Annotated in this window: 14 protein-coding genes, 1 other RNA gene and 1 pseudogene; 9 read left to right on the top strand and 7 right to left on the bottom strand. The window is 61.8% G+C overall.

Annotated elements, in window-relative coordinates; genetic code table 11:
- Positions 1-158 precede the first annotated feature (158 nt).
- Together aroQ and ACZ0AV_RS23540 are read left to right on the top strand one after the other, a co-directional pair.
- The gene (aroQ, locus tag ACZ0AV_RS23545; RefSeq protein ID WP_499153248.1) at positions 159-599 is read left to right on the top strand and encodes a type II 3-dehydroquinate dehydratase; all 441 of its coding nucleotides are present in this window, start codon (positions 159-161) and stop codon (positions 597-599) included.
- A gap of 7 nt (positions 600-606) precedes the next feature.
- On the top strand, positions 607-1,464 hold the full coding sequence (locus tag ACZ0AV_RS23540; protein ID WP_499153247.1) for a shikimate dehydrogenase: 858 nt from the start codon (positions 607-609) through the stop codon (positions 1,462-1,464).
- 35 nt (positions 1,465-1,499) lie between these two features.
- Here the strand turns inward: ACZ0AV_RS23540 and ACZ0AV_RS23535 are convergent, their stop codons facing one another.
- On the bottom strand, positions 1,500-2,171 hold the full coding sequence (locus tag ACZ0AV_RS23535; protein WP_499153246.1) for a TetR/AcrR family transcriptional regulator: 672 nt from the start codon (positions 2,169-2,171) through the stop codon (positions 1,500-1,502).
- An 85-nt stretch (positions 2,172-2,256) separates the two neighbouring features.
- Complete coding sequence (gene quiC / locus ACZ0AV_RS23530; RefSeq protein WP_499153245.1) at positions 2,257-4,164, bottom strand: 3-dehydroshikimate dehydratase QuiC; 1,908 nt, start codon at positions 4,162-4,164, stop codon at positions 2,257-2,259.
- Between the two features lie 572 nt (positions 4,165-4,736).
- Between quiC and ACZ0AV_RS23525 the strand changes: the two genes are divergently transcribed.
- A complete protein-coding gene (locus ACZ0AV_RS23525; protein WP_499153244.1) occupies positions 4,737-6,113 on the top strand; it encodes an MFS transporter in 1,377 nt (458 codons plus the stop codon).
- 96 nt (positions 6,114-6,209) lie between these two features.
- Here the strand turns inward: ACZ0AV_RS23525 and ACZ0AV_RS23520 are convergent, their stop codons facing one another.
- Positions 6,210-7,091, bottom strand: coding sequence for a DMT family transporter (locus tag ACZ0AV_RS23520; RefSeq protein WP_499153243.1), 882 nt, complete (start codon positions 7,089-7,091; stop codon positions 6,210-6,212).
- 110 nt (positions 7,092-7,201) lie between these two features.
- Positions 7,202-7,376 (bottom strand): annotated as a pseudogene (locus ACZ0AV_RS23515) (sugar phosphate isomerase/epimerase); the annotation flags it as partial.
- A gap of 557 nt (positions 7,377-7,933) precedes the next feature.
- On the opposite strand from ACZ0AV_RS23515, the gene ACZ0AV_RS23510 reads away from it, so the two are divergent.
- From ACZ0AV_RS23510 to ACZ0AV_RS23495, 4 genes are all read left to right on the top strand, one after another.
- Positions 7,934-8,401 (top strand): tripartite tricarboxylate transporter TctB family protein, encoded by a 468-nt coding sequence (locus ACZ0AV_RS23510; RefSeq protein WP_499153242.1) that lies wholly within the window; start codon positions 7,934-7,936, stop codon positions 8,399-8,401.
- A 12-nt stretch (positions 8,402-8,413) separates the two neighbouring features.
- A complete protein-coding gene (locus tag ACZ0AV_RS23505; protein WP_499153241.1) occupies positions 8,414-9,916 on the top strand; it encodes a tripartite tricarboxylate transporter permease in 1,503 nt (500 codons plus the stop codon).
- A 67-nt stretch (positions 9,917-9,983) separates the two neighbouring features.
- Positions 9,984-10,985 (top strand): tripartite tricarboxylate transporter substrate binding protein, encoded by a 1,002-nt coding sequence (locus ACZ0AV_RS23500; RefSeq protein ID WP_499153240.1) that lies wholly within the window; start codon positions 9,984-9,986, stop codon positions 10,983-10,985.
- A gap of 141 nt (positions 10,986-11,126) precedes the next feature.
- Positions 11,127-12,401, top strand: coding sequence for an OprD family porin (locus ACZ0AV_RS23495; RefSeq protein WP_499153239.1), 1,275 nt, complete (start codon positions 11,127-11,129; stop codon positions 12,399-12,401).
- A 219-nt stretch (positions 12,402-12,620) separates the two neighbouring features.
- Here the strand turns inward: ACZ0AV_RS23495 and ffs are convergent.
- Positions 12,621-12,717, bottom strand: an RNA gene (gene ffs / locus ACZ0AV_RS23490) — signal recognition particle sRNA small type.
- Positions 12,718-13,098: 381 nt separating this feature from the next.
- Between ffs and ACZ0AV_RS23485 the strand changes: the two genes are divergently transcribed.
- Together ACZ0AV_RS23485 and ACZ0AV_RS23480 are read left to right on the top strand one after the other, a co-directional pair.
- The gene (locus ACZ0AV_RS23485; protein ID WP_499153238.1) at positions 13,099-13,377 is read left to right on the top strand and encodes an HU family DNA-binding protein; all 279 of its coding nucleotides are present in this window, start codon (positions 13,099-13,101) and stop codon (positions 13,375-13,377) included.
- A 119-nt stretch (positions 13,378-13,496) separates the two neighbouring features.
- Entirely contained in the window at positions 13,497-15,209 is a 1,713-nt protein-coding gene (locus ACZ0AV_RS23480; protein WP_499153237.1) for an OPT family oligopeptide transporter, read from the top strand.
- A 239-nt stretch (positions 15,210-15,448) separates the two neighbouring features.
- Here ACZ0AV_RS23480 and ligA read toward each other — a convergent pair whose 3' ends face one another.
- Together ligA and zipA are read right to left on the bottom strand one after the other, a co-directional pair.
- On the bottom strand, positions 15,449-17,815 hold the full coding sequence (gene ligA / locus ACZ0AV_RS23475) for an NAD-dependent DNA ligase LigA (RefSeq protein ID WP_499153236.1): 2,367 nt from the start codon (positions 17,813-17,815) through the stop codon (positions 15,449-15,451).
- Between the two features lie 98 nt (positions 17,816-17,913).
- Positions 17,914-18,741 carry a cell division protein ZipA gene (zipA, locus tag ACZ0AV_RS23470; RefSeq protein ID WP_499153235.1) on the bottom strand — a complete coding sequence of 276 codons (828 nt, stop codon included), beginning with the start codon at positions 18,739-18,741 and terminating at the stop codon, positions 17,914-17,916.
- Between the last annotated feature and the right edge of the window lie 103 nt (positions 18,742-18,844).

The following is an 18,844-nucleotide window of genomic DNA, read 5'->3' as shown; positions in this document are numbered from 1 at the left end:
TATTTCAGGTTTGTTCGGATTTCAGGGTAATTGGCGTTCAGGCGCGATAATCGAACGCTTTGTCGCTGCGGGTAGCTCGGTCAGATTGACCTAATTAACCAGTTAGTACATTTTTAGCCCACTGTTCGAATGCCCCGACAATAACAACAGGAACCCTCATGCCACCCCTCGTCCTTATCCTCAATGGCGCGAACCTGAATATGCTCGGCACTCGAGAGCCGGCCACCTACGGCCACGAGACGCTGGCCGATATTTCCCACCAGTGTGCCGAGGCCGCCGATTCCCTGGGGCTGGTGACCGAGTTTCGCCAGACCAACCACGAAGCCGAGCTCATCGACTGGATTCATAAGGCCCGCGGCCGCTGCGCTGGAATCGTGATAAACCCTGCCGCCTGGACGCACACCTCTGTGGCCAGCCGCGATGCGCTGGTCGCCAGTGAGCTACCGGTAATAGAGGTACATCTTTCGAACGTGCACAAGCGTGAGCCCTTCCGCCATCACTCCTTCGCGTCGCCGATCGCACTCGGGGTGATCTGTGGCCTGGGCTGTGGTGGCTACCGCGCGGCGCTGCAATACTTCGCCCAGCTTATAAAGGGATGACCCAGCCATGACGACTCAGATACCAGGCATTCTCGCCGGCCTCATCGGTGCAGGTATCCAGGCTTCGCGTACGCCAGCCATGCACGAGCATGAGGGCGACGCCCAGGGTATGCGCTACTTATATAGGTTGATCGACCTGGACCAGTTGAAGCTGGGCAGTGACGACCTCCCCGGCCTGTTGAGTGCCGCCGAGCGCATGAGCTTCACCGGGCTGAACATCACCTACCCGTGCAAGCAGGCGGTCATTCCCCTGCTTGACGAGCTGTCCGAGGAAGCCCGGGGCATTGGTGCGGTGAATACCGTGGTCTTCAGGGACGGCAAGCGCATCGGTCACAACACCGATTGCCTGGGTTTCTCGGAAGGATTCCGGCGCGGCCTTGGCGATGTTCAACGCCAACAGGTGGTGCAGATGGGCGCTGGCGGCGCTGGCGCGGCGGTTGCCCATGCGCTGCTAAGCGAAGGCGTCGAACAGCTGACCATCTTTGACGTCGAGCATGAGCGTGCCGAGGCGCTGGCCACCAATCTCAACCGGCACTTTGGCTCGATACGCGCTCAGGTCGGCAGCGACCTCGCCTTGACGGTGGCCAGCGCCGATGGTTTGGTCAATACCACGCCAATGGGCATGGCCAAATTGCCGGGCATGCCTATTCCCAGGGCATTGCTGCGGCCTGCGCTGTGGGTGGCGGAGATCGTTTACTTCCCGCTGGAAACCGAGCTGCTGCGTGAGGCGCGAGCCATGGGTTGCAGGACGCTGGACGGCGGCAACATGGCGGTGTTCCAGGCGGTAAAGGCGTTCGAGCTGTTCAGCGGCGTAGAAGCCGACGCCCAGCGTATGCTCGATCACTTCCACAGCATGAACGACTGACACACCGGCCGGCCGTGCTCAATGGCCGGCCCTGTCTAGCGCGTGACGTATCGCAGAACCGCTTCGCAGATCATGGTCTTGTGGCGCTGCTTGACCTGCTCATCCGGCAGGTCGATCTGGAAAATCTCGCCGAAGGTATGACGGTTGGATACCCGGTAGAAGCAGAACGAGCTGATCAGCATGTGCACGTCCAGGGTGTCCAGCCCCTCCCGGAACAGCCCTTCCTTTACTCCACGCTTGAGCGTTTCGCCCAAGGTCAGCAGCACCACGTTGCTCATGCGGCGGATTTCCGGCGACTGCTTCACGTATTCCCCGTAATGAATATTCTCGATACTGACGATACGCACGAAATCCGAATTGCGATCATGGTGGTCGAAGGTGAACTCCACCAGCCGGCGAATGGCTTCGCGAGGCGGCAGCTCATCGAGATGCAGCCGCCGTTCGGTGCTGCGGATATCGCCATACAGCTTGGATAGCACTTCGACGTAGAGTTGCTCCTTGCTACCGAAGTAGTAATAGATCATCCGCTTGGAGGTAGCCGTGCGCTCGGCGATGGCGTCGACGCGCGCGCCCGACAAGCCCTGCTGGACGAACTCGGTGATGGCGGCCTGCAGAATGTTTTCGCGGGTTTTTTCCGGGTTGTTCTTGCGTGGCTTGCGCGGCCCTGCGACCAGTGCTTCGCTCGCAGGCTCAAGGGTAGCGGTCATGGAGATACTCATCGTGGCCATTCTTGTGTTCATTGTGCACCCCGACCGGGGTAATGGCTGCAGCCATACCCCCGCCGTTTCCAGGTCAGAGTTTCGCCTGGCGTACGCTACCACTGCGCGCCTTGGCCATCGCAGCCAGGCGCACAGCGACGTTCGCGGCACCGTAGCCGACATAGCCATTCTTGCGCTGGATGATTTCGAAGAAGAAGCGTTCCTCGAAAGCCTCGGTGTAGACGTGGAACAACTCGCCACCTTGGGCGTCGCGGTCATAGAGCACATTGAAGTATGCCAGCTCGCTGAGAAACTCGTCGTCGAAATCGAAGCGTGCCGCCAAGTCGTCGTAATAGTTGAGGGGAATGTCCAGCAACGGAACGCCGGCCTCCTTGGCCCGCGCGACTTCCTTGAAGATGTCGTCGCAGCAAAACGCGATGTGATGGACGCCGGAGCCGCGGTAGCTCGACAACGCATGGGCGATGGCAGTATTGCGGTTTTCGGAAATGTTCAGGGGCAGGCGCACCGAGCTGCATCGGCTGCGCAACGCTCGGCTTTTTACCAAGCCGTAGGGGTCGGGCAGCACCACTTCGTCATCGGCCTCGAAATCCAGCAGGCTCTTGTAGAACAGCACCCAGCTGTCGAGGTTGTCGGCCGGCAGCGCCAGCGCCATGTGGTCGATGCGCTGCAGGCTGCCGGTTTGCAGGGCCTCGGGGTCGAGCTTGAAATCAGTGTCGTAGATGCTCTGCCCCGCTTCGGCCTGATCGACCAGGTAGATCAGGCTGCCGTCGGGCGCGCGCATGGCAGGAATCTCCCGCTCGTTCGGGCCGACCAGGCCGCGATAGGGATGGCCGCGATAATCACGAGCGCGTTGCAGGGCTGATGCGCTGTCCTTGACCTTAAGGGCGGTGGCGCACAGCGACGGTCCGTGCGCTTCGAAGAAGCCGTGGGCGAAAGAGTACGGCTCGGCGTTGAGTACGATATTGATATCTCCCTGGCGCAGCAGGCTCACATCCTTGGAACGATGTTCACCTGCCCTGGCGAAACCCAGCCGTTCCAGCCAACCCGACAGCTTGGCACCAGCCGCCTCGTCGACGGCAAATTCGAGGAACTCGACGCCGTGGTAGCGGCTGGCCGGCGGTGTGGAGAACAACTGGTCGAGGTTGAGCGCCTGGGTATCTGCGGCCAGCCGCTGGCGGGTTTTCTCCTCGAGGTAGAGCAGCGAGCGCAGGCCATCCACTGCATTGGCACGGGGCGGCGCGGCGCGGAAACCGTCATTGAAGATTTCGAGAGACAGCGGGCCGGTGTAGCCCGTACGAATGATCGGGGCGAGAAAGCCCGGCAGATCGAACTCGCCCTGGCCGGGGAAGCAGCGAAAATGTCGACTCCACTCCAGCACATCCATTGCCAGCAGCGGCGCGTCGGCCATTTGCACGAAGAAGATCTTGTCCCCAGGGATATCGACGATCGCCGCAGGGTCGCCCTTCAGGGACAGGGTATGGAAGCTGTCGAGGATGACGCCGAGCGCCGCATGGTCCGCCTGACGCACCAGGTTCCACACCTGCTGGTAGGTGTTGACGTGACGGCCCCACGCCAGCGCTTCGTAGCCGATACGCAACCCGCGGGCGCCGGCGCGCTCGCCCAGCAACCGTAAATCATCGACAAGGATCTGTTCATCGCCGAGCGAGTCGGCGGCAACGTTGCTGCACACCAGCACCAGATCGGTACCGAGCTCCTGCATCAGATCGAATTTGCGTTCGGCACGGTCGAGGTTGCGCTGCAGGCGGTCACGCCGACAGCCCTCGAAATCACGAAACGGCTGAAACAGCGTGATGGCGATGCCCAGGTCAGCGCACATCTTGCGGATGTCGCGGGGGCTGCCTGCGTAATACAGCAGGTCATTCTCGAAGATTTCCACACCATCGAAGCCCGCAGCCGCAACGGCCTCGAGTTTTTCCGGCAGGGTTCCGCTCAGGGAAACGGTGGCAATCGAGCGATGCATATTGAGCTCCTTGTGGAAACGATCTCTGCGGATCGCGTAATGACCTCGGCCTGGGTTCAGCACGGCAGCCGCTCGGGCGTAGAGCCTGCAGAAAGTGCTGGATCACCGGCAGCCCGATTTCTCGGGGGCTGCAGCGATTATTCGCGCGCCCGCAGGAGGCAGCAATTCAAAGTGTACGAACCGGTTAGTTTTCTGTGCGTTTATCGAACATCAAGCCGTTTATCGAATTGACGGCGTTTCGCTGGATGCAACACCATGTTTCTCACCGCAGCGCTATCACCCTGGCGCCCACGCTCACGCGGCAATGCTTTATCCATAACAAATTCAATATAAGAGTACGACCATGCTCACTTCCAACTCCCTGCGTACCCGCATACCATTCGCACGCTTTTCGGCCCCCACCCCGCCGACAGCGCCTCCGCACGTCCTACCCTGACTCGCGACGCTTCGCTCGATAATCCCGACAGCGGGCTGACCGCGCCCACTCAAGGCCGGTTCGCCTACAGCTGATGTGTTCAACCTGCAGTTCGTTTGCCGGTTCGTTCAGCGCTCTAATGACAACGGAGACAATGATGGCTAAGCCCTCGAGTTCACAAGCCAAGAAAGCGACTGCCAGCGGCTGGGTCGGCTCCGCCCTGGAGTATTACGACTTCTTCATCTATGCCCAGGCAGCAGCACTGATTTTCCCGCAGATCTTCTTTCCCAACACCGACCCGAAAATGGCCATCGTCGCGTCTCTGGCTACCTATGGCGTCGGCTACCTGGCTCGCCCGGTCGGCGCCTTCGTGCTCGGTCACTGGGGCGACACCCGTGGCCGCAAGAACGTATTGCTGCTGTGCATGTTCCTGATGGGCATATCCACCATGGCGGTCGGCCTGCTGCCCACCTATCACGATATCGGCTTTCTGGCTCCGGCCCTGCTGGTAGTGCTGCGCCTGGTTCAGGGCTTTGCCGTGGCGGGCGAGATATCCGGAGCCAGTTCGATGATTCTCGAACACGCACCATTTGGAAGAAGAGGCTTCTACGCCAGCTTCACCCTGCAGGGTGTGCAGGCTGGCCAGGTCCTCGCCGCTGCCGTGTTCCTGCCGTTGGCCTACTTCATGCCGACCGAGGCCTTCAACGACTGGGGATGGCGCATCCCGTTCCTGCTCAGTGCCTTCGTGCTGCTGGCGGGCTTCATCATTCGTCGCGAAGTCCATGAGACACCGGCCTTCGTCAATGAAGAGAGCAAGCAAAAGATCGCCAAGTCGCCGATCGCCGAAGCGTTCAGCACCAGTTGGAGAACCATGTTTCTGGTGATGGTGATGGCGCTGATGAACGTCATCCCGGTGGTTGCGACCATCTTCGGGGCCGCCTACGCAGTGCAGCCGGCCTATGGCATAGGCTTCGACAAGAGCGTGTACCTGTGGATTCCGGTGGTGGGCAACATCGTCGCGGTGCTGGTGATTCCCTTCGTCGGCAACCTCTCCGACAAGATCGGCCGCCGCCCGACCATGATCACCGGTGCGCTGGGCTCGGGGTTGCTGGCCTTCGGTTACCTGTACGCCATCAGCATTGGCAGCGTGCCCTTGGCATTCATCATGTCGCTACTGATGTGGGGCGTGGTGTACCAGGGCTACAACGCGGTGTTCCCAAGCTTCTATCCGGAGCTGTTCCAGACCCGCTACCGGGTTTCGGCGATGGCCATTGCGCAGAATATCGGCACTATGCTGACCGCCATGCTACCGGCTGTCTTCGCTCTGTTGGCGCCGCCGGGCTCAGACAATATCCCGCTGCTGATAGGCGGCCTGGCCTTCGGCATCACCTGCCTGTGTGCCATCGCGGCCTTCATCGCACCGGAGACCTACCGCGTGCCGATGGCCGACCTGGGCAAGCCAGGCGCCAAGCCGATGGACAAGGCCGAGTACGAAGCTGCGCGCCAGAACAGCCTGGACAGCTCCCGCCGCTGAGCAATCTTACAGGTATAAAAAGAAGGCCCTTCAGGGGCCTTCTTTGATTTCGTGATCCCGATACTTCAGCCTTGCAACCCTGATAAGCGCAGCTTATCAGCGCTTTCTGCGCTGCTGATAAGCTGCCGCCAGGCCACTCAAACAGATGATGGCGATACCGACCTTGGCACTGGTTTCCGGGTCATGCCCGAAAATAACCAGGCCCAGCAGGCCAGCAAAGACGATCTGGCAATAACCGAACGGTGCAAGCAATGCCGGCGCGGCGTGGCGGAACGCCTTGGTCAGCATCAGGTGAGCGAACATGCCACAGGCGCCCAGCGCCAGCATCAACGGCAGGTGCTGCCACTGCGGCAATTGCCAGAAGAACGGCACCAGACAACTCATCAACAGAGTATTGAGCAGCCCGGTGAAGAAGTTGCTGGTAGTGGGCGTGTCGTACTGGCTGAGCATGCGCGTCAGTAGCTGGTAAGCGGCAAAGCAGGTTGCCGAGCAGAGTGGCAACAATACGGCCGGCGTGAACAGTTCACCGCCTGGGTGGACGATGATCAACACCCCCACGAAACCCACCAGCACCGCAGCCCATTGCCCGCGGCTAACGCGCTCCTTGAGCAAGGGCACGGACAGCGCGGTGACCAGCAGCGGAGCAAGAAAGTTGACTGCGGTGGCCTCGGCCAGCGGGATATAAAGAAGGCCGGTGGTAAAGAACAGGCTGCAGCCCAGCAGGCACACTGCCCGGAGCGCCTGCAGCCCCGGGCGTTTACTGCGCAGCACGCGCAGCCCCGACTGGGGCAGGAAGATGCCGGCCATCAACAGGGTATGCACCACGTAACGGGCCCATACCACCATGACCACCGGATAGATGCCGGACAGGTACTTCGACAGCGCGTCGTGGCTGGCGAACAGAAAGGTGGCCAGGACCACCAGGGCGATGCCCTTGAGCGGATGATTGACGCCTGACAACGAACTCGGGGTACTCATGTGAACTCTCGTGATATCAGCAGACGCGACTATGTCGATAGCTGACTAAGCATTTTGACCCATCTAACCCCCGCTCATTGGTCATCCATGGCGAGCGAGTGCAGTATGGCCTATGGGTGATTGCGCAACCGTGCCAGCAATGCGCGGGTCTTGTCGATAGCCATCTGCGCCCGCCGCTCGGCACTTGCACCCTGTCCAGCAACACCGGGAGGAGATATCCAGACTCTGGTCGACATTGCCGGGTAGACAGCGCAACAGCCCTGCCAGGTCACAATCGCCGTCCCCGAAAAGCCACCGATCTTTCGTCAGGTTGCCGCGAAGCCCGGAAGACAGACAAAGTAGGAACGGCAGGGTCAATCGCCTCTGGCAAACCAGATTGGTGGCGTCACGGTTGGCTGTAGCAGCATCAAGCGTCATAATCAGCTGAACTTTGTACTAACCGGTTCGTTCTTGTTCGATTACCGAACGACAACACCTTTGTACAATTGAATTAGGCGAGATCACCGCACAGTATTCCATCAGGGTCTGCTCTGGTTTCACCGGCACCCCGTACATCCACAGCACGCACACCTTGCCGAACCTATAAATATAAAAAGGTCGCTCCCATGCCACAGCTCAACACCGTGTTTGCCCGTGCGCAACGGCTCACTCTCCGGATCATTCGCACGCTCACCCACTCGCCCAGCGAAGATTGGTCGTCACTCTCTCCCACCGCCGCCTGCCTACTGATGCCCGCCGCCTCATGTGCGCCATCGGCGTACCCGCTGCCGGGCCATACGGATCTCAGTGCTCAGTCGACCCGCCTCTGACGTCGGCAACATCAAACGCCTCTGGAGTGACACATGACGACCCCAAAACACGTGCCTGTGGGCGAGCGCACCTTTTGCGTACTGCTGCTGATGTTCAGCGTTGCGGTGCTCTATCAGGCCTACATGATTTCCGGTTTTTCTTCGATCAGCTCGGCTGGCGCATTTCCGCTTGGAATCGGCGCGGTGCTGTTGATTTCCGCGTTGCGGATCCTTTACGAACTACGCGGGAAAGCTCGCTCGCAGAATGGTTGGGCAGGCTCCTTCAAACAGTTCAACCATGCCCATTTCCCTCGTCATATCGTGGTGTTCACCCTGCTTGCGGTGGCGTATCTGATCGCCATCCAATGGGTCAGCTTCTATGTCAGCACCTTTGCATTCCTGATGTTCTCCATCGTTTACCTGCGCCGCGGCAAAGTGCTGTCAGCGCTGCTCGCCAGCACCTTGTCGGTGGTCTCGATCTACCTCCTGTTTACCCTCGCGTTCAGCGTCTACCTACCCTGAGAAGACTCTTCCATGAGCGAAACACTTTCATACCTGCTGCTCGCCTGGATGGATCCGAACCTCCTGCTGCTGACTGCACTGGGCACCTTTGCCGGCATTTACATCGGTGCCATTCCGGGACTGTCCGTAACCATGGCGGTATCGATTCTTGTGTCATTCACCTTTTCCTGGGAGGTGAACCAGGCATTGGCACTGATCGTCGGTATTTTCATCGGTGGGGTCTATGGTGGTTCGCGCAGCGCCATTCTGCTGAACATCCCGGGTGGGCCTTCGTCGGTGGCCACCTCCTTTGACGGCTATCCGCTGGCCAAGCGCGGCGAAGCGGGTCAAGCCATCGGCCTGAGCACGGTGATGTCGGTCATCGGCGGGCTCGCCGGAACGCTGGTCCTGGCTTGCGCAGCCCCAGTTCTTGGTGACCTGGCGCTGCAGTTCGCGCCGAGGGATTACTTCCTGATTGCCGCGATTGGTCTGATGCTGGTCGGCAGCCTGGCGGAAGGCAGCCTGGCCAAAGGCATCTTCGCGGTGGCGCTGGGGGCCGTAATCGGTATGGTTGGCATGGACCCGGTAACCGCTCAGGCTCGCTTCACCATGGGCCAGATGGAATTGATGGGCGGCATTCACTACGTTGTCGTGATGATTGGCCTGTTCGGGGTCGCCGAAGCCCTTTACCAGCTGCACAACCTCAACACCGCCGTGGTCAAGCAGAACGTCAGCAAGATCGTTCCGCCACTTGCGATGGTCATCAAATTTCTGCCGCTGTCACTGCGCACCTCGGCCATCGGGGTGCTGGTCGGAGCACTCCCGGGCGTCGGCGGCGACATCGCCGCACTGATGGCCTACGACCATGCCAAACGCTCCGTGAAAAATCCCAGTCGACCCTTTGGTGAAGGCGCCTACGAGGGGCTGGTCGCTCCCGAGACCGCCAACAGCGCTGCGGTGGGCAGCGCCTATGTGCCGATGCTGACACTGGGTATGCCGGGCGACGCGGTTACCGCGGTGATCATCGGTGCACTGGTGATTCATGGCCTCAATCCCGGGCCGATGCTGATGGTTGAGAACCCGCACATCTTCTGGTTCACGGTGGGCAACCTGGCACTGGCCAATGTCTTTCTGCTGATTTTCGGGCTGATGGGCATCAAGCTGTTCGCCAAAGTCGTGGAGCTTCCCAAGGCCGTGCTGATTCCGCTGATCCTGGTGCTTTGCACCGTCGGCTCCTATTCCCTCAACAGCAGCATGACCGAGGTCTACTGGATGCTCGGCTTTGGCGTGCTCGGCTACTTCCTCAAGGCGTTTGGCTTCCAGATGGGGCCAATCATCCTCGGCGTCATTTTAGGCCCCCTGATGGATACCTCCTATCGCCAGGCCATGGCGTCGGTAGGCGACAACCCTCAGGAGCTGCTGTTGGAACTGGTTGGCAGCCCGGTTTCGCTGATTCTCAGCGCTGCACTGCTACTGGTGCTACTGAGCAACACCCCCCTGTTCGGCTGGCTGAAACGCAAGGTTGCATCCGGCTGATCCTGTTCCACTGCGTCACGCATGCCCGGAAACGGATAAAAAAAACAACCAATGGAGAGTCTCCAACATGCTCAAGCAACTACTGACCGGCGTCGCATTTTCCCTTAGCGCACTGACGCTCGCCCTGCCGGCCCACGCCGACTATCCGGAGCGCAGCATCCAGGCGGTAATCCCGTGGGGCGCCGGCGGTGCGACCGACAACGTGATGCGCAGCCTGGCTCCCTATGTTGAGAAGGAACTGGGTACCAAGCTGATTCTCAACAACCGCCCAGGTGGCACTGCGGTGATCGGCAGCAGCTATGTGCTACAGCAGAAACCGACCGGCTATACCCTGCTGCTCGGCGCAGAGAACCCGCAACTCTACCCGGTGCTGGGCCTGGCCGAGTTCGACTACAGCGATTTCTATCCGGTCAACATCATTGGCCAGAACGTCGTGGTGATTGCCGCCAACGCTGACAGCCCGTACAACTCCATGGCCGATCTGCTGGCCGCAGCCAAGGAAAAACCCGACACCCTGCGCATGGGATCCACCGGCGCGGGCGGTCTGCCAAGCACCGTCCATGCGATGGTCAACGCGGTGGGCGAGCTAAAGGTTCGTGAAGTCACCTTTGGTGGCGACGGCCCCGGCATCACCGCACTGATGGGCAAGCACATCGACTTCATGCCGCTGAGCCTGGCGGCCGCTCAGGAGCTGGTGCGTTCCGGCAAGCTCAAGGCATTGGCCGTGTTGGCCGCCGAAGAAGTACCGGAACTGCCTGGCGTCGAGCCGATTACCAAAGCCTTGCCGGATATCGCCGAGTACCTGCCGTGGGGCCCGTTCTGGGGCGCTTTCGTACACAAGGATACGCCGGACGACATCAAGCAGAAGCTTGTCGCGGCCTATAGCAAAGCCGTGGCCAATGACGATTTTCAAGGCTTCCTGAAGAACTACGGTGCCCAGAGCCTGAACCTCAACGGCGCGGAGGCCGAGCAGTTCCTCAAGCGCTGGCAGTCGGTCACCGCCTGGTCGATGTACAAAGCCAAGGCGGTCAAGATCTCGCCAGACAGCGTCGGTATCGAGAAACCCTGACCGCCCGGCTGGGCAGGCGAGCTGCCCAGCCTCGCAGCACCCGGGCACCCTCACCGGGGACCTGCAATCAATCGATGACGGATAACAACGTTTCCGCCCCAGGCGGCAGGACGAGTGCGTCCTGAGATAAGGAAAACAGTCATGAAACTGATCGAAACTGCAGCGGCCAGTCGCTCCCTTCTCGCCCCTTCGCTGCTCGCGCTTGGTGTTGCCGTCGCGTTGCCGACGAGCGCACAGGCAGAAGGCTTTGTCGAAGATGCCAAGGTTTCCCTGAACCTGCGCAACTTCTACATCAACCGCAACTTCACCAACCCGGCAAACGCCCAGAGCAAGGCCGAAGAGTGGACCCAGAGCTTCATCCTCGATGCGCGCTCCGGCTACACCCCGGGCGTGGTCGGCTTTGGTGTCGATGCACTGGGCATGCTCTCGGTCAAGCTCGATGGCGGTGGCGGCACCTACGGCACCGGCCTGCTGCCGCGCCATGACGATGGCCGCCCGGCCGACGACTTTGGCCGCGTGGCCCTGGCTGCCAAGGCCAAGGTCTCCAAGACCGAACTCAAGGTTGGCGAGTGGATGCCGGTGCTGCCGATCCTGCGTGCCGACGACGGCCGTTCGCTGCCGCAGACCTTCCAGGGCGCGCAGATCACCTCCAACGAGGTCGCCGGGCTGACCCTGTACGGCGGCCAGTTCCGTCAGAACAGCGAGCGCAACAATGCCAGCATGGAAAACATGTTCCTCAATGGCAACAGCTCGGCGAACGACTCCGATCGCTTCAACTTCGTCGGTGGCGAGTACAAGTTCAATGGCGACCGCACCATGGTCGGCCTGTGGGGCGCCGAGCTCAAGGACGTCTACGAGCAGCAGTACCTGCAACTGACCCACAGCCAGCCCATTGGCGACTGGACCCTGGGGGCCAACCTCGGCTACTTCCAGGGCGAAGACGAGGGTTCCGCGCGGGCCGGCCGGCTGGACAACAAGACCTACTCCGGTCTGTTTTCCGCCAAGTACGGCAGCAACACCTTCTACGTCGGCCTGCAGAAGGTCAGCGGCGACACCGGCTGGATGCGCGTCAACGGCACCAGCGGCGGCACCCTGGCCAACGACAGCTACAACTCGGCCTACGACAACGCCAAGGAAAGATCCTGGCAGGTGCGTCACGACTTCAACTTCACCGCGGCCGGCATCCCCGGCCTGACCCTGATGAACCGCTACATCAGTGGCAGCGATGTGCAGACCGCCACCACCAATGACGGCAAGGAGTGGGGCCGCGAAACCGAGCTGGCTTACGTCGTGCAGAGCGGCACCTTCAAGAGCCTCAGCGTTCGCTGGAGGAACTCGAGTCTGCGCCGCGACTACAGCAGCAACGAGTTCGACGAGAACCGCCTGATCTTCAACTACCCGCTGTCGATCCTGTAAGCGCCGACCTCTCCAGTGTCACCCTTCGGCCCGTCCACTTGACGGGCCTTTTTATGGCCGCCGAGGCCCTGACCGGCTACCGCCAGCCGAGCTTGGTCGCCTTCAGCGCGCAGAACTGCACAGGCCGGGCACGGCAAAGCGCCGCTGCGGTCGGTACCGAGCGTCGAGAGAATTAAGCAGAATAGAAAACGACCTGAACAGGTCTTGAAATGGAGGCAACCCTACCAGCCACACCCCGGCACACAATGTTCCCGCTGTGGCTGCTTCCTTCCGGATCTGACCAGGTTCACGGGTAATCGTTGCGGGGGGACCGGCAGGGCCACCATAACGCTGTTCACCTTTCAGTGAACCGGCGCCATTGTACCGGCTTGCGGCGAACTTACAACTGCTTCAAGCACTTAGCGTTCAAACGCGGGCTGGAGGCGGCTGGCTGTCTGGCGGCGCGGGCATTGGTTCCCATGAGGCGCGCAGCCCCGCGGTGGAGAACGCTGTTTCGAGCGAGGTGAAAGACCTGGCAGACGCCGATCACTTCATAAACGGGATCGGATGCCCGGAATTGAGCACTGCGGCGGGAATTTACCGCGGGCAGGTGGGTCACAATGAGGCCTGATCGTACGGCACCAACGGCCTGTTCGATCAACCATGATGTGCCGGCATTAATCAATGCCTCATCTTTTCATCACCAAGGAGCTACCCAATGGCCATGACCAAAGACCAACTGATCGGTGACATCGCAGAAGCCATCGACACGCCGAAGACCACCGTCCGTGCGGCGCTCGACCAACTCAGCGAGATCGTCAGCGACGCCTTGGAAAATGGTGGTGAGATCACCCTGCCGGGTATCGGCAAGCTGAAAGTCAGCGAGCGTCCAGCCCGCACCGGCCGTAACCCGCAGACTGGCAAAGCGATCGAGATCGCGGCCAAGAAAGTGGTGAAATTCGTACCGGCCAAGGCCCTGACCGACGCGGTCAACTGATTCACCAGCGGGGCGCCAGCTGGCGCCCCGCTGTTTGCCGCACCCTCCCCGCTCGATAAGACTGAACCCATCCCCGCCCGCTGCCTCAAACGACGACAACCGTCCTTTGCAGGTTCGCCATGCGCACAGACCGCGAACTTACCTTCCGTGCCCTGTTTTCAGGGGTGCTGCTCGGCGCGCTGCTGACACCCTCGAACATCTATTCGGGCCTGAAGATCGGCTGGTCGTTCAACATGTCGATCATCGCTCTGTTGGTCAGCTATGGCATCTGGCGGAGCCTGGTGCGCTGGCGCCTGGGCACTGCGTGGAGCACGCGCGAAAGCAACATCAACCAGACCACGGCTTCCGCCGCCGCCTCGATCATCTCCGGGGGCCTGGTGGCGCCGATACCCGCGTATACCCTGCTGACGGGCCAGCAATTACCGACCCTGCCGCTGATGGCGTGGGTGTTCTCGGTGAGTTTTCTGGGCATCTGGGTGGCCTGGTACCTGCGGCGCAGCATGGTCGAGGACACGCGGCTGCGTTTTCCAGAAGCGGTAGCCACGCTGGAAACCATGCAGCAGGTCTACAACCATGGCCGGGACGCCCTGCAGCGGCTGTGCGTACTGGGTGCCGCGGCGCTGCTTGGCGGGCTGATCAAGTGGGCCGATACCTTCTTGCTGACCCTGCCGCGCTGGTCGCCATCGGCGAGTCTGGAGCGGTTGACCTTCAACCTCGACCCGTCACCCTTGCTGATCGGCTTTGGCGGCATCATCGGCATCCGAGTCGGGCTGTCGCTGCTGCTCGGCGCACTGATCGCCTGGGGCGGCTTCGCACCCTGGCTGCTCGCCAGCGGCCTGGTGTCGGTTGCCGCTGATGCCAGCGGCCCACAGTTCGGGGCACTGGTGGAGTGGCTGCTGTGGCCGGGCGTCACCCTGCTGGTGTGCGCAACGCTGACGTCCCTGGCGGTGCGCTATCGGATGAGCCGCCGGCTCGCCAGGGCGCAATCCGGCGCCCCCCGGCAGCCACCTGCAAAACTGCCGCTGGCCATGCTCGCGCTGGCCTCTCTGCTGGTGGTGATGTTGCAAGTGGCGCTGTTCGATATCGACCCGCTGATGGCCCTGCTCAGCGTTCCTCTGGCAGTGGCGCTCGCCAGCATGGCGGCACGGGTTGTCGGCGCCACTGGCATTCCACCGATTGGCGCCACCGGCCAGCTGTCCCAGTTGACCTTTGGGCTGATTGCCCCCGGGCAGGTCAGCGTCAACCTGATGGCCGCGAACACCGCAGGCGGTGCCGCCGGGCAATGCACGGACCTGCTCAACGATTTCCGGGTCGGCCACGCCATCGGTGCCAAGCCTTACAATCAGCTGATCGCCCAGTGCCTGGGCATCACCGTCGGCAGCATTGTCGGCGTGCTGGTCTACCAGATCCTGATTCCCGACCCACAGGCCATGCTGATTACCGAACAGTGGCCAGCACCGGCCGTGGCCACCTGGAAGGCGGTTGCCGAAGTGCTGGGCTACGGGCTCGACTCGATAGACGTCAGCATTCGCTGGGCGATGCTGCTCGGGGCGTTGTGCGGTGTGCTGTTCGGCTTGCTGGAGGCCGGCCTGCCCGAGCGCTCGACCTTCGCACGCCTGCTGCCGAGCTCCGCTGCGTTCGGCCTGGCCTTTATCATTCCGGCGTCGATTTCACTGATGATGGCGCTGGGCGCCCTGCTCGCCTGGGTGGTGCAGTCGCGTTGGCGCAGCCTTGGCGAGCGTTTCACCATCGCCGCCGCGGCAGGCCTGGTGGCCGGTGAAAGCATCGTTGGTGTGGGCGCATCGTTCTGGATGATGTTCGCGGGCGGCTGAGGGGTTGGCGACCGGATCGTCTGGCACTGCGTTTGTAGGAGCACTGCCCCCGGCGCGAATTGGGGCACATCCCGGTATCGAGGTTGCCTGGGCCATTCGCCGCGCGGTCGCGGCTCCTACAGATCGTTACATCACGCACACCTTTTTGATCGTCAACCCGTTGCCTGATGTTGAGCGAAGCGATACCCGGGTCAAAGAAACCAGGCGCGCGGGTATGGCGACTCGCTGCACTTACGTCCTCACTCGGCGTCGATGCCGTACTCCGCGAGCCTGGCGATAAAGGCCTGTTCATCCAGCACGGGTACGTTGAGCTCGGTGGCCTTGGCGAGCTTGGAGCCGGCACCGGGGCCGGCGACCACGCAGGTGGTTTTCGCCGATACCGAGCCGGCTACCTTGGCACCCAGGCTCTCCAGCTTGTCCTTGGCAATGTCGCGGCTCATCACTTCCAGGCTGCCGGTCAGCACCCAGGTCTGGCCACCCAAGGGCAAGCCCTCGACCACCTTCTTCTCGCTTTCCCAGTGCATGCCGAAGGCACGCAATTGGGCTTCGATAGCCCGCGCACGCTCGGCGTTTTCGCCGTTGGCGAAAAACTCGCGCACCGACTGCTTGGCCTTCTCGTTCAGGCCCTTCATGGCGCTGAGGTCCAGCCAGTCAGCGTCAATCACCGCGTCGAGGCGCTTGAAGCGCTCGGCCAGGTTCCTGGCACCGGTGGCCGCCACGAACGGGATGTTCAACTTGTCGAGCAGCCCGCCCAAAGTGGTGCTGGCAGCGAACTCGGCGGCCAGCTCACCTTGGTCCTGCAGTTCCAGGCCACGCTCGAGCAGTTGCCCGATCACCTTTTGGTTGTGCTCGTCCTCGAAGAAACTGTGAATTTCGTGGGCGACTTCCAGGCCGATATCCGGCAGGTAGGTGAGCACTTCGGGGAGCGCCTGGGTGACGCGCTCCAGCGAACCGAGGGAGCGTGCCAGCACCTTGGCCGTTTCCTCGCCGACATCCGGTATGCCGAGCGCATAGATGAACCGCGCCAGCACTGGCCGCTTGCTGTCCTCGATCGCCTTGAGCAGCTTGCGGCTGGATACTTGCGCAAAGCCTTCGAGCCCCACGACCGTGTCGAACTCGAGGGTGAAGAGATCGGCTGGCGAGGCCACCAGTCCTTCATCGACCAGTTGCTCGACGCTTTTCTCGCCCAGCCCCTCGATGTCCATGGCACGCCGCGAAACGAAGTGGATGATCGCCTGTTTGAGCTGCGCTGCGCAGGCCAGGCGGCCGACGCAGCGATACACCGCGCCCTCGCTGACCGTTTCGCGCCCCTTGCTGCGCTTGATCAGTTGCGTGCGCTCGACCGCCGAGCCGCACACCGGGCACCGCTCAGGTACGTCTACCGGGCGCGCGTCAGCGGGCCGGCGCTCGCTGACCACCTGCATGACCTGGGGAATCACGTCACCGGCGCGGCGGATGATCACCGTGTCGCCGATCATCACGCCGAGGCGCGCGACTTCGTCCATGTTGTGCAGCGTGGCGTTCGAGACCGTTACGCCCGCCACCTTGACCGGTTTGAGCCTCGCCACCGGCGTCACCGCACCGGTGCGACCGACCTGGAATTCCACGTCGAGCAACTCGGTCAGCTCCTCCATGGCAGGAAACTTGTGCGCGACCGCCCAATGCGGGGTACGCGCACGAAAGCCCAGCTGCTGCTGGTCTTCGATGTTGTTGACCTTGAACACCACCCCGTCGATGTCGTACGGCAGCCCCATGCGCCGCTCGCCGATATCACGGTAGTAGGCCAGGCAATCTTCGATGCCTTTGGCGAGTTTCAACTCGGGGCTGATCGGAATGCCCCAGGTTTTCAGGCGTTCGAGCATGCCGACCTGGGTCGCGGCCGGCTCGGCGCTGTGCTGGCCGAGGCCGTAGCAACAGAACTCCAGCGGACGGCTGGCGGTGATCTTCGAGTCCAGCTGGCGCAGGCTGCCGGCGGCGGCGTTGCGAGGGTTGGCGAAGGTCTTGCCGCCCATCTCCGCCTGGCTGGCATTGAGCCGCTCGAAGCCGGCGCGGGACATGAACACCTCGCCCCGCACCTCCAGCACGTCGGGCCAGCCGCTGCCCTGCAACTTCAACGGTACGTTACGGATGGTACGCACGTTGACGCTGATGTCCTCGCCGGTAGTGCCATCGCCCCGGGTAGCGCCGCGTACCAGTTGGCCATTGCGGTACAGCAGGCTCACCGCCAGGCCATCGAGCTTGGGCTCGCAGCTGTATTCGACCGACACGCCACCGCCGAACAGATCACCGCCCTGCAGACCCAGGCCGTTCTGCACGCTGCGGTCGAACGCCCTCAGGTCATCTTCCTCGAAGGCGTTGCCGAGGCTGAGCATCGGCACTTCGTGGCGCACCGACGCGAAAGCATTCAGCGCCTCGCCACCGACGCGCTGGGTCGGTGAATCGGGCGTGACCAGTTCCGGGTGCTCGGCCTCCAGTGCCTGCAGTTCGCGGAACAGGCGATCGTATTCGGCGTCCGGCACGCTGGGCTCATCGAGCACGTAATAGCGGTAGTTGTGCACATCCAGTTCGGTGCGCAGTTCGAGGATGCGTTGGGCGGCTTCTTTCATACGGTCATTCTCAACGGGACACGGCCAGGGCGCAGAAACGAAAAACCTCAAGCCAAGCGCTTGGCTTGTAGCTTGAGGCTTGTCGGTGCCACTGGTTGTTAGCGTTTTTGCGTCAACAGGCGGCGTTCATATTCGACGATGCGCTGGCGGTAATGTTCGATGGTTTGTGCGGTGAGCACGCTACGCTGGTCGTCCTTGAGCTCGCCGTTGAGCTCATGGGCCAGTTTGCGCGCTGCGGCAACCATGACATCGAAGGCCTGCTTGGGATGACGCGGGCCCGGCAGGCCCAGGAAGAAGCTCACTGCGCGGGTGCTGAAGCCTTCGATATCGTCCAGGTCGAAGGTGCCGGGCTTCAGGGCGTTGGCCATGGAGAACAGCACTTCGCCGTTGCCGGCCATGCTCTCGTGACGGTGGAAGATGTCCATCTCGCCGAAGCGCAGGCCGCTTTCCAGAATGTTCTGCAGCAGCGCCGGGCCTTTGAAGCCCTGCTCGTCACGCGCGATGACGTTGATCACCAGCACTTCGTCGACGGGTGCCTGATCCTTGCTGGCGGTCCTGGCAGCGCCGCTATCGCGACCAGCGTGCTCATCTTCGACGGGCGTCAGCAACATCGGCACCGGCTCATCGGCGCTCAGATCGAGGTCGCCCTGGCGCGGCTCGCCACGGCGACGACTGTTGACGTCGCGGGCGCTCAGCGACGGCAGGTCATCCTCGTCCAGAGACGGCTCGTGATTGCGCTCGATCACCCGTGGCGGGCTGAGCACATCGGGGTCTCCTTCATCATCCGGCAGGTTGGACGCGCTGCGATCAAGCCGAAACTTGAGCTTGCCCTTGCCACCGCGCATCCGCCGCCAGCCATCGAACAGGATGCCAGCAATGACGATGATACCGATGATGATCAGCCACTCGCGTAGACCGAATTCCATGAAATGTCCTGACCCCTAAAGCAAAAATTGATGAAAAAAGGCATCCCGGCCTGTACTGATGACCCTGAAACGTGGCGCCAACTCCATGTTCTGACTGGCGTTT

This window comes from Pseudomonas sp. AC532 (genome assembly GCF_979258965.1).
Note: the sequence above shows the minus strand (reverse complement) of the source record. Positions and strands in the feature narration are given on the sequence as shown.

Excerpts from the sequence above, each read along its gene's own strand:
- ACZ0AV_RS23480 (WP_499153237.1), top strand. The coding sequence starts at position 13,497 with ATGCGCACAGACCGCGAACTTACCTTCCGTGCCCTGTTTTCAGGGGTG.
- ACZ0AV_RS23505 (WP_499153241.1), top strand. The coding sequence starts at position 8,414 with ATGAGCGAAACACTTTCATACCTGCTGCTCGCCTGGATGGATCCGAAC.
- ACZ0AV_RS23485 (WP_499153238.1), top strand. The coding sequence starts at position 13,099 with ATGGCCATGACCAAAGACCAACTGATCGGTGACATCGCAGAAGCCATC.
- zipA (WP_499153235.1), bottom strand. The coding sequence starts at position 18,741 with ATGGAATTCGGTCTACGCGAGTGGCTGATCATCATCGGTATCATCGTC.
- aroQ (WP_499153248.1), top strand. The coding sequence starts at position 159 with ATGCCACCCCTCGTCCTTATCCTCAATGGCGCGAACCTGAATATGCTC.
- ACZ0AV_RS23500 (WP_499153240.1), top strand. The coding sequence starts at position 9,984 with ATGCTCAAGCAACTACTGACCGGCGTCGCATTTTCCCTTAGCGCACTG.
- ACZ0AV_RS23535 (WP_499153246.1), bottom strand. The coding sequence starts at position 2,171 with ATGACCGCTACCCTTGAGCCTGCGAGCGAAGCACTGGTCGCAGGGCCG.
- ACZ0AV_RS23525 (WP_499153244.1), top strand. The coding sequence starts at position 4,737 with ATGGCTAAGCCCTCGAGTTCACAAGCCAAGAAAGCGACTGCCAGCGGC.
- ACZ0AV_RS23520 (WP_499153243.1), bottom strand. The coding sequence starts at position 7,091 with ATGAGTACCCCGAGTTCGTTGTCAGGCGTCAATCATCCGCTCAAGGGC.
- ACZ0AV_RS23540 (WP_499153247.1), top strand. The coding sequence starts at position 607 with ATGACGACTCAGATACCAGGCATTCTCGCCGGCCTCATCGGTGCAGGT.
- ACZ0AV_RS23495 (WP_499153239.1), top strand. The coding sequence starts at position 11,127 with ATGAAACTGATCGAAACTGCAGCGGCCAGTCGCTCCCTTCTCGCCCCT.
- quiC (WP_499153245.1), bottom strand. The coding sequence starts at position 4,164 with ATGCATCGCTCGATTGCCACCGTTTCCCTGAGCGGAACCCTGCCGGAA.
- ACZ0AV_RS23510 (WP_499153242.1), top strand. The coding sequence starts at position 7,934 with ATGACGACCCCAAAACACGTGCCTGTGGGCGAGCGCACCTTTTGCGTA.
- ligA (WP_499153236.1), bottom strand. The coding sequence starts at position 17,815 with ATGAAAGAAGCCGCCCAACGCATCCTCGAACTGCGCACCGAACTGGAT.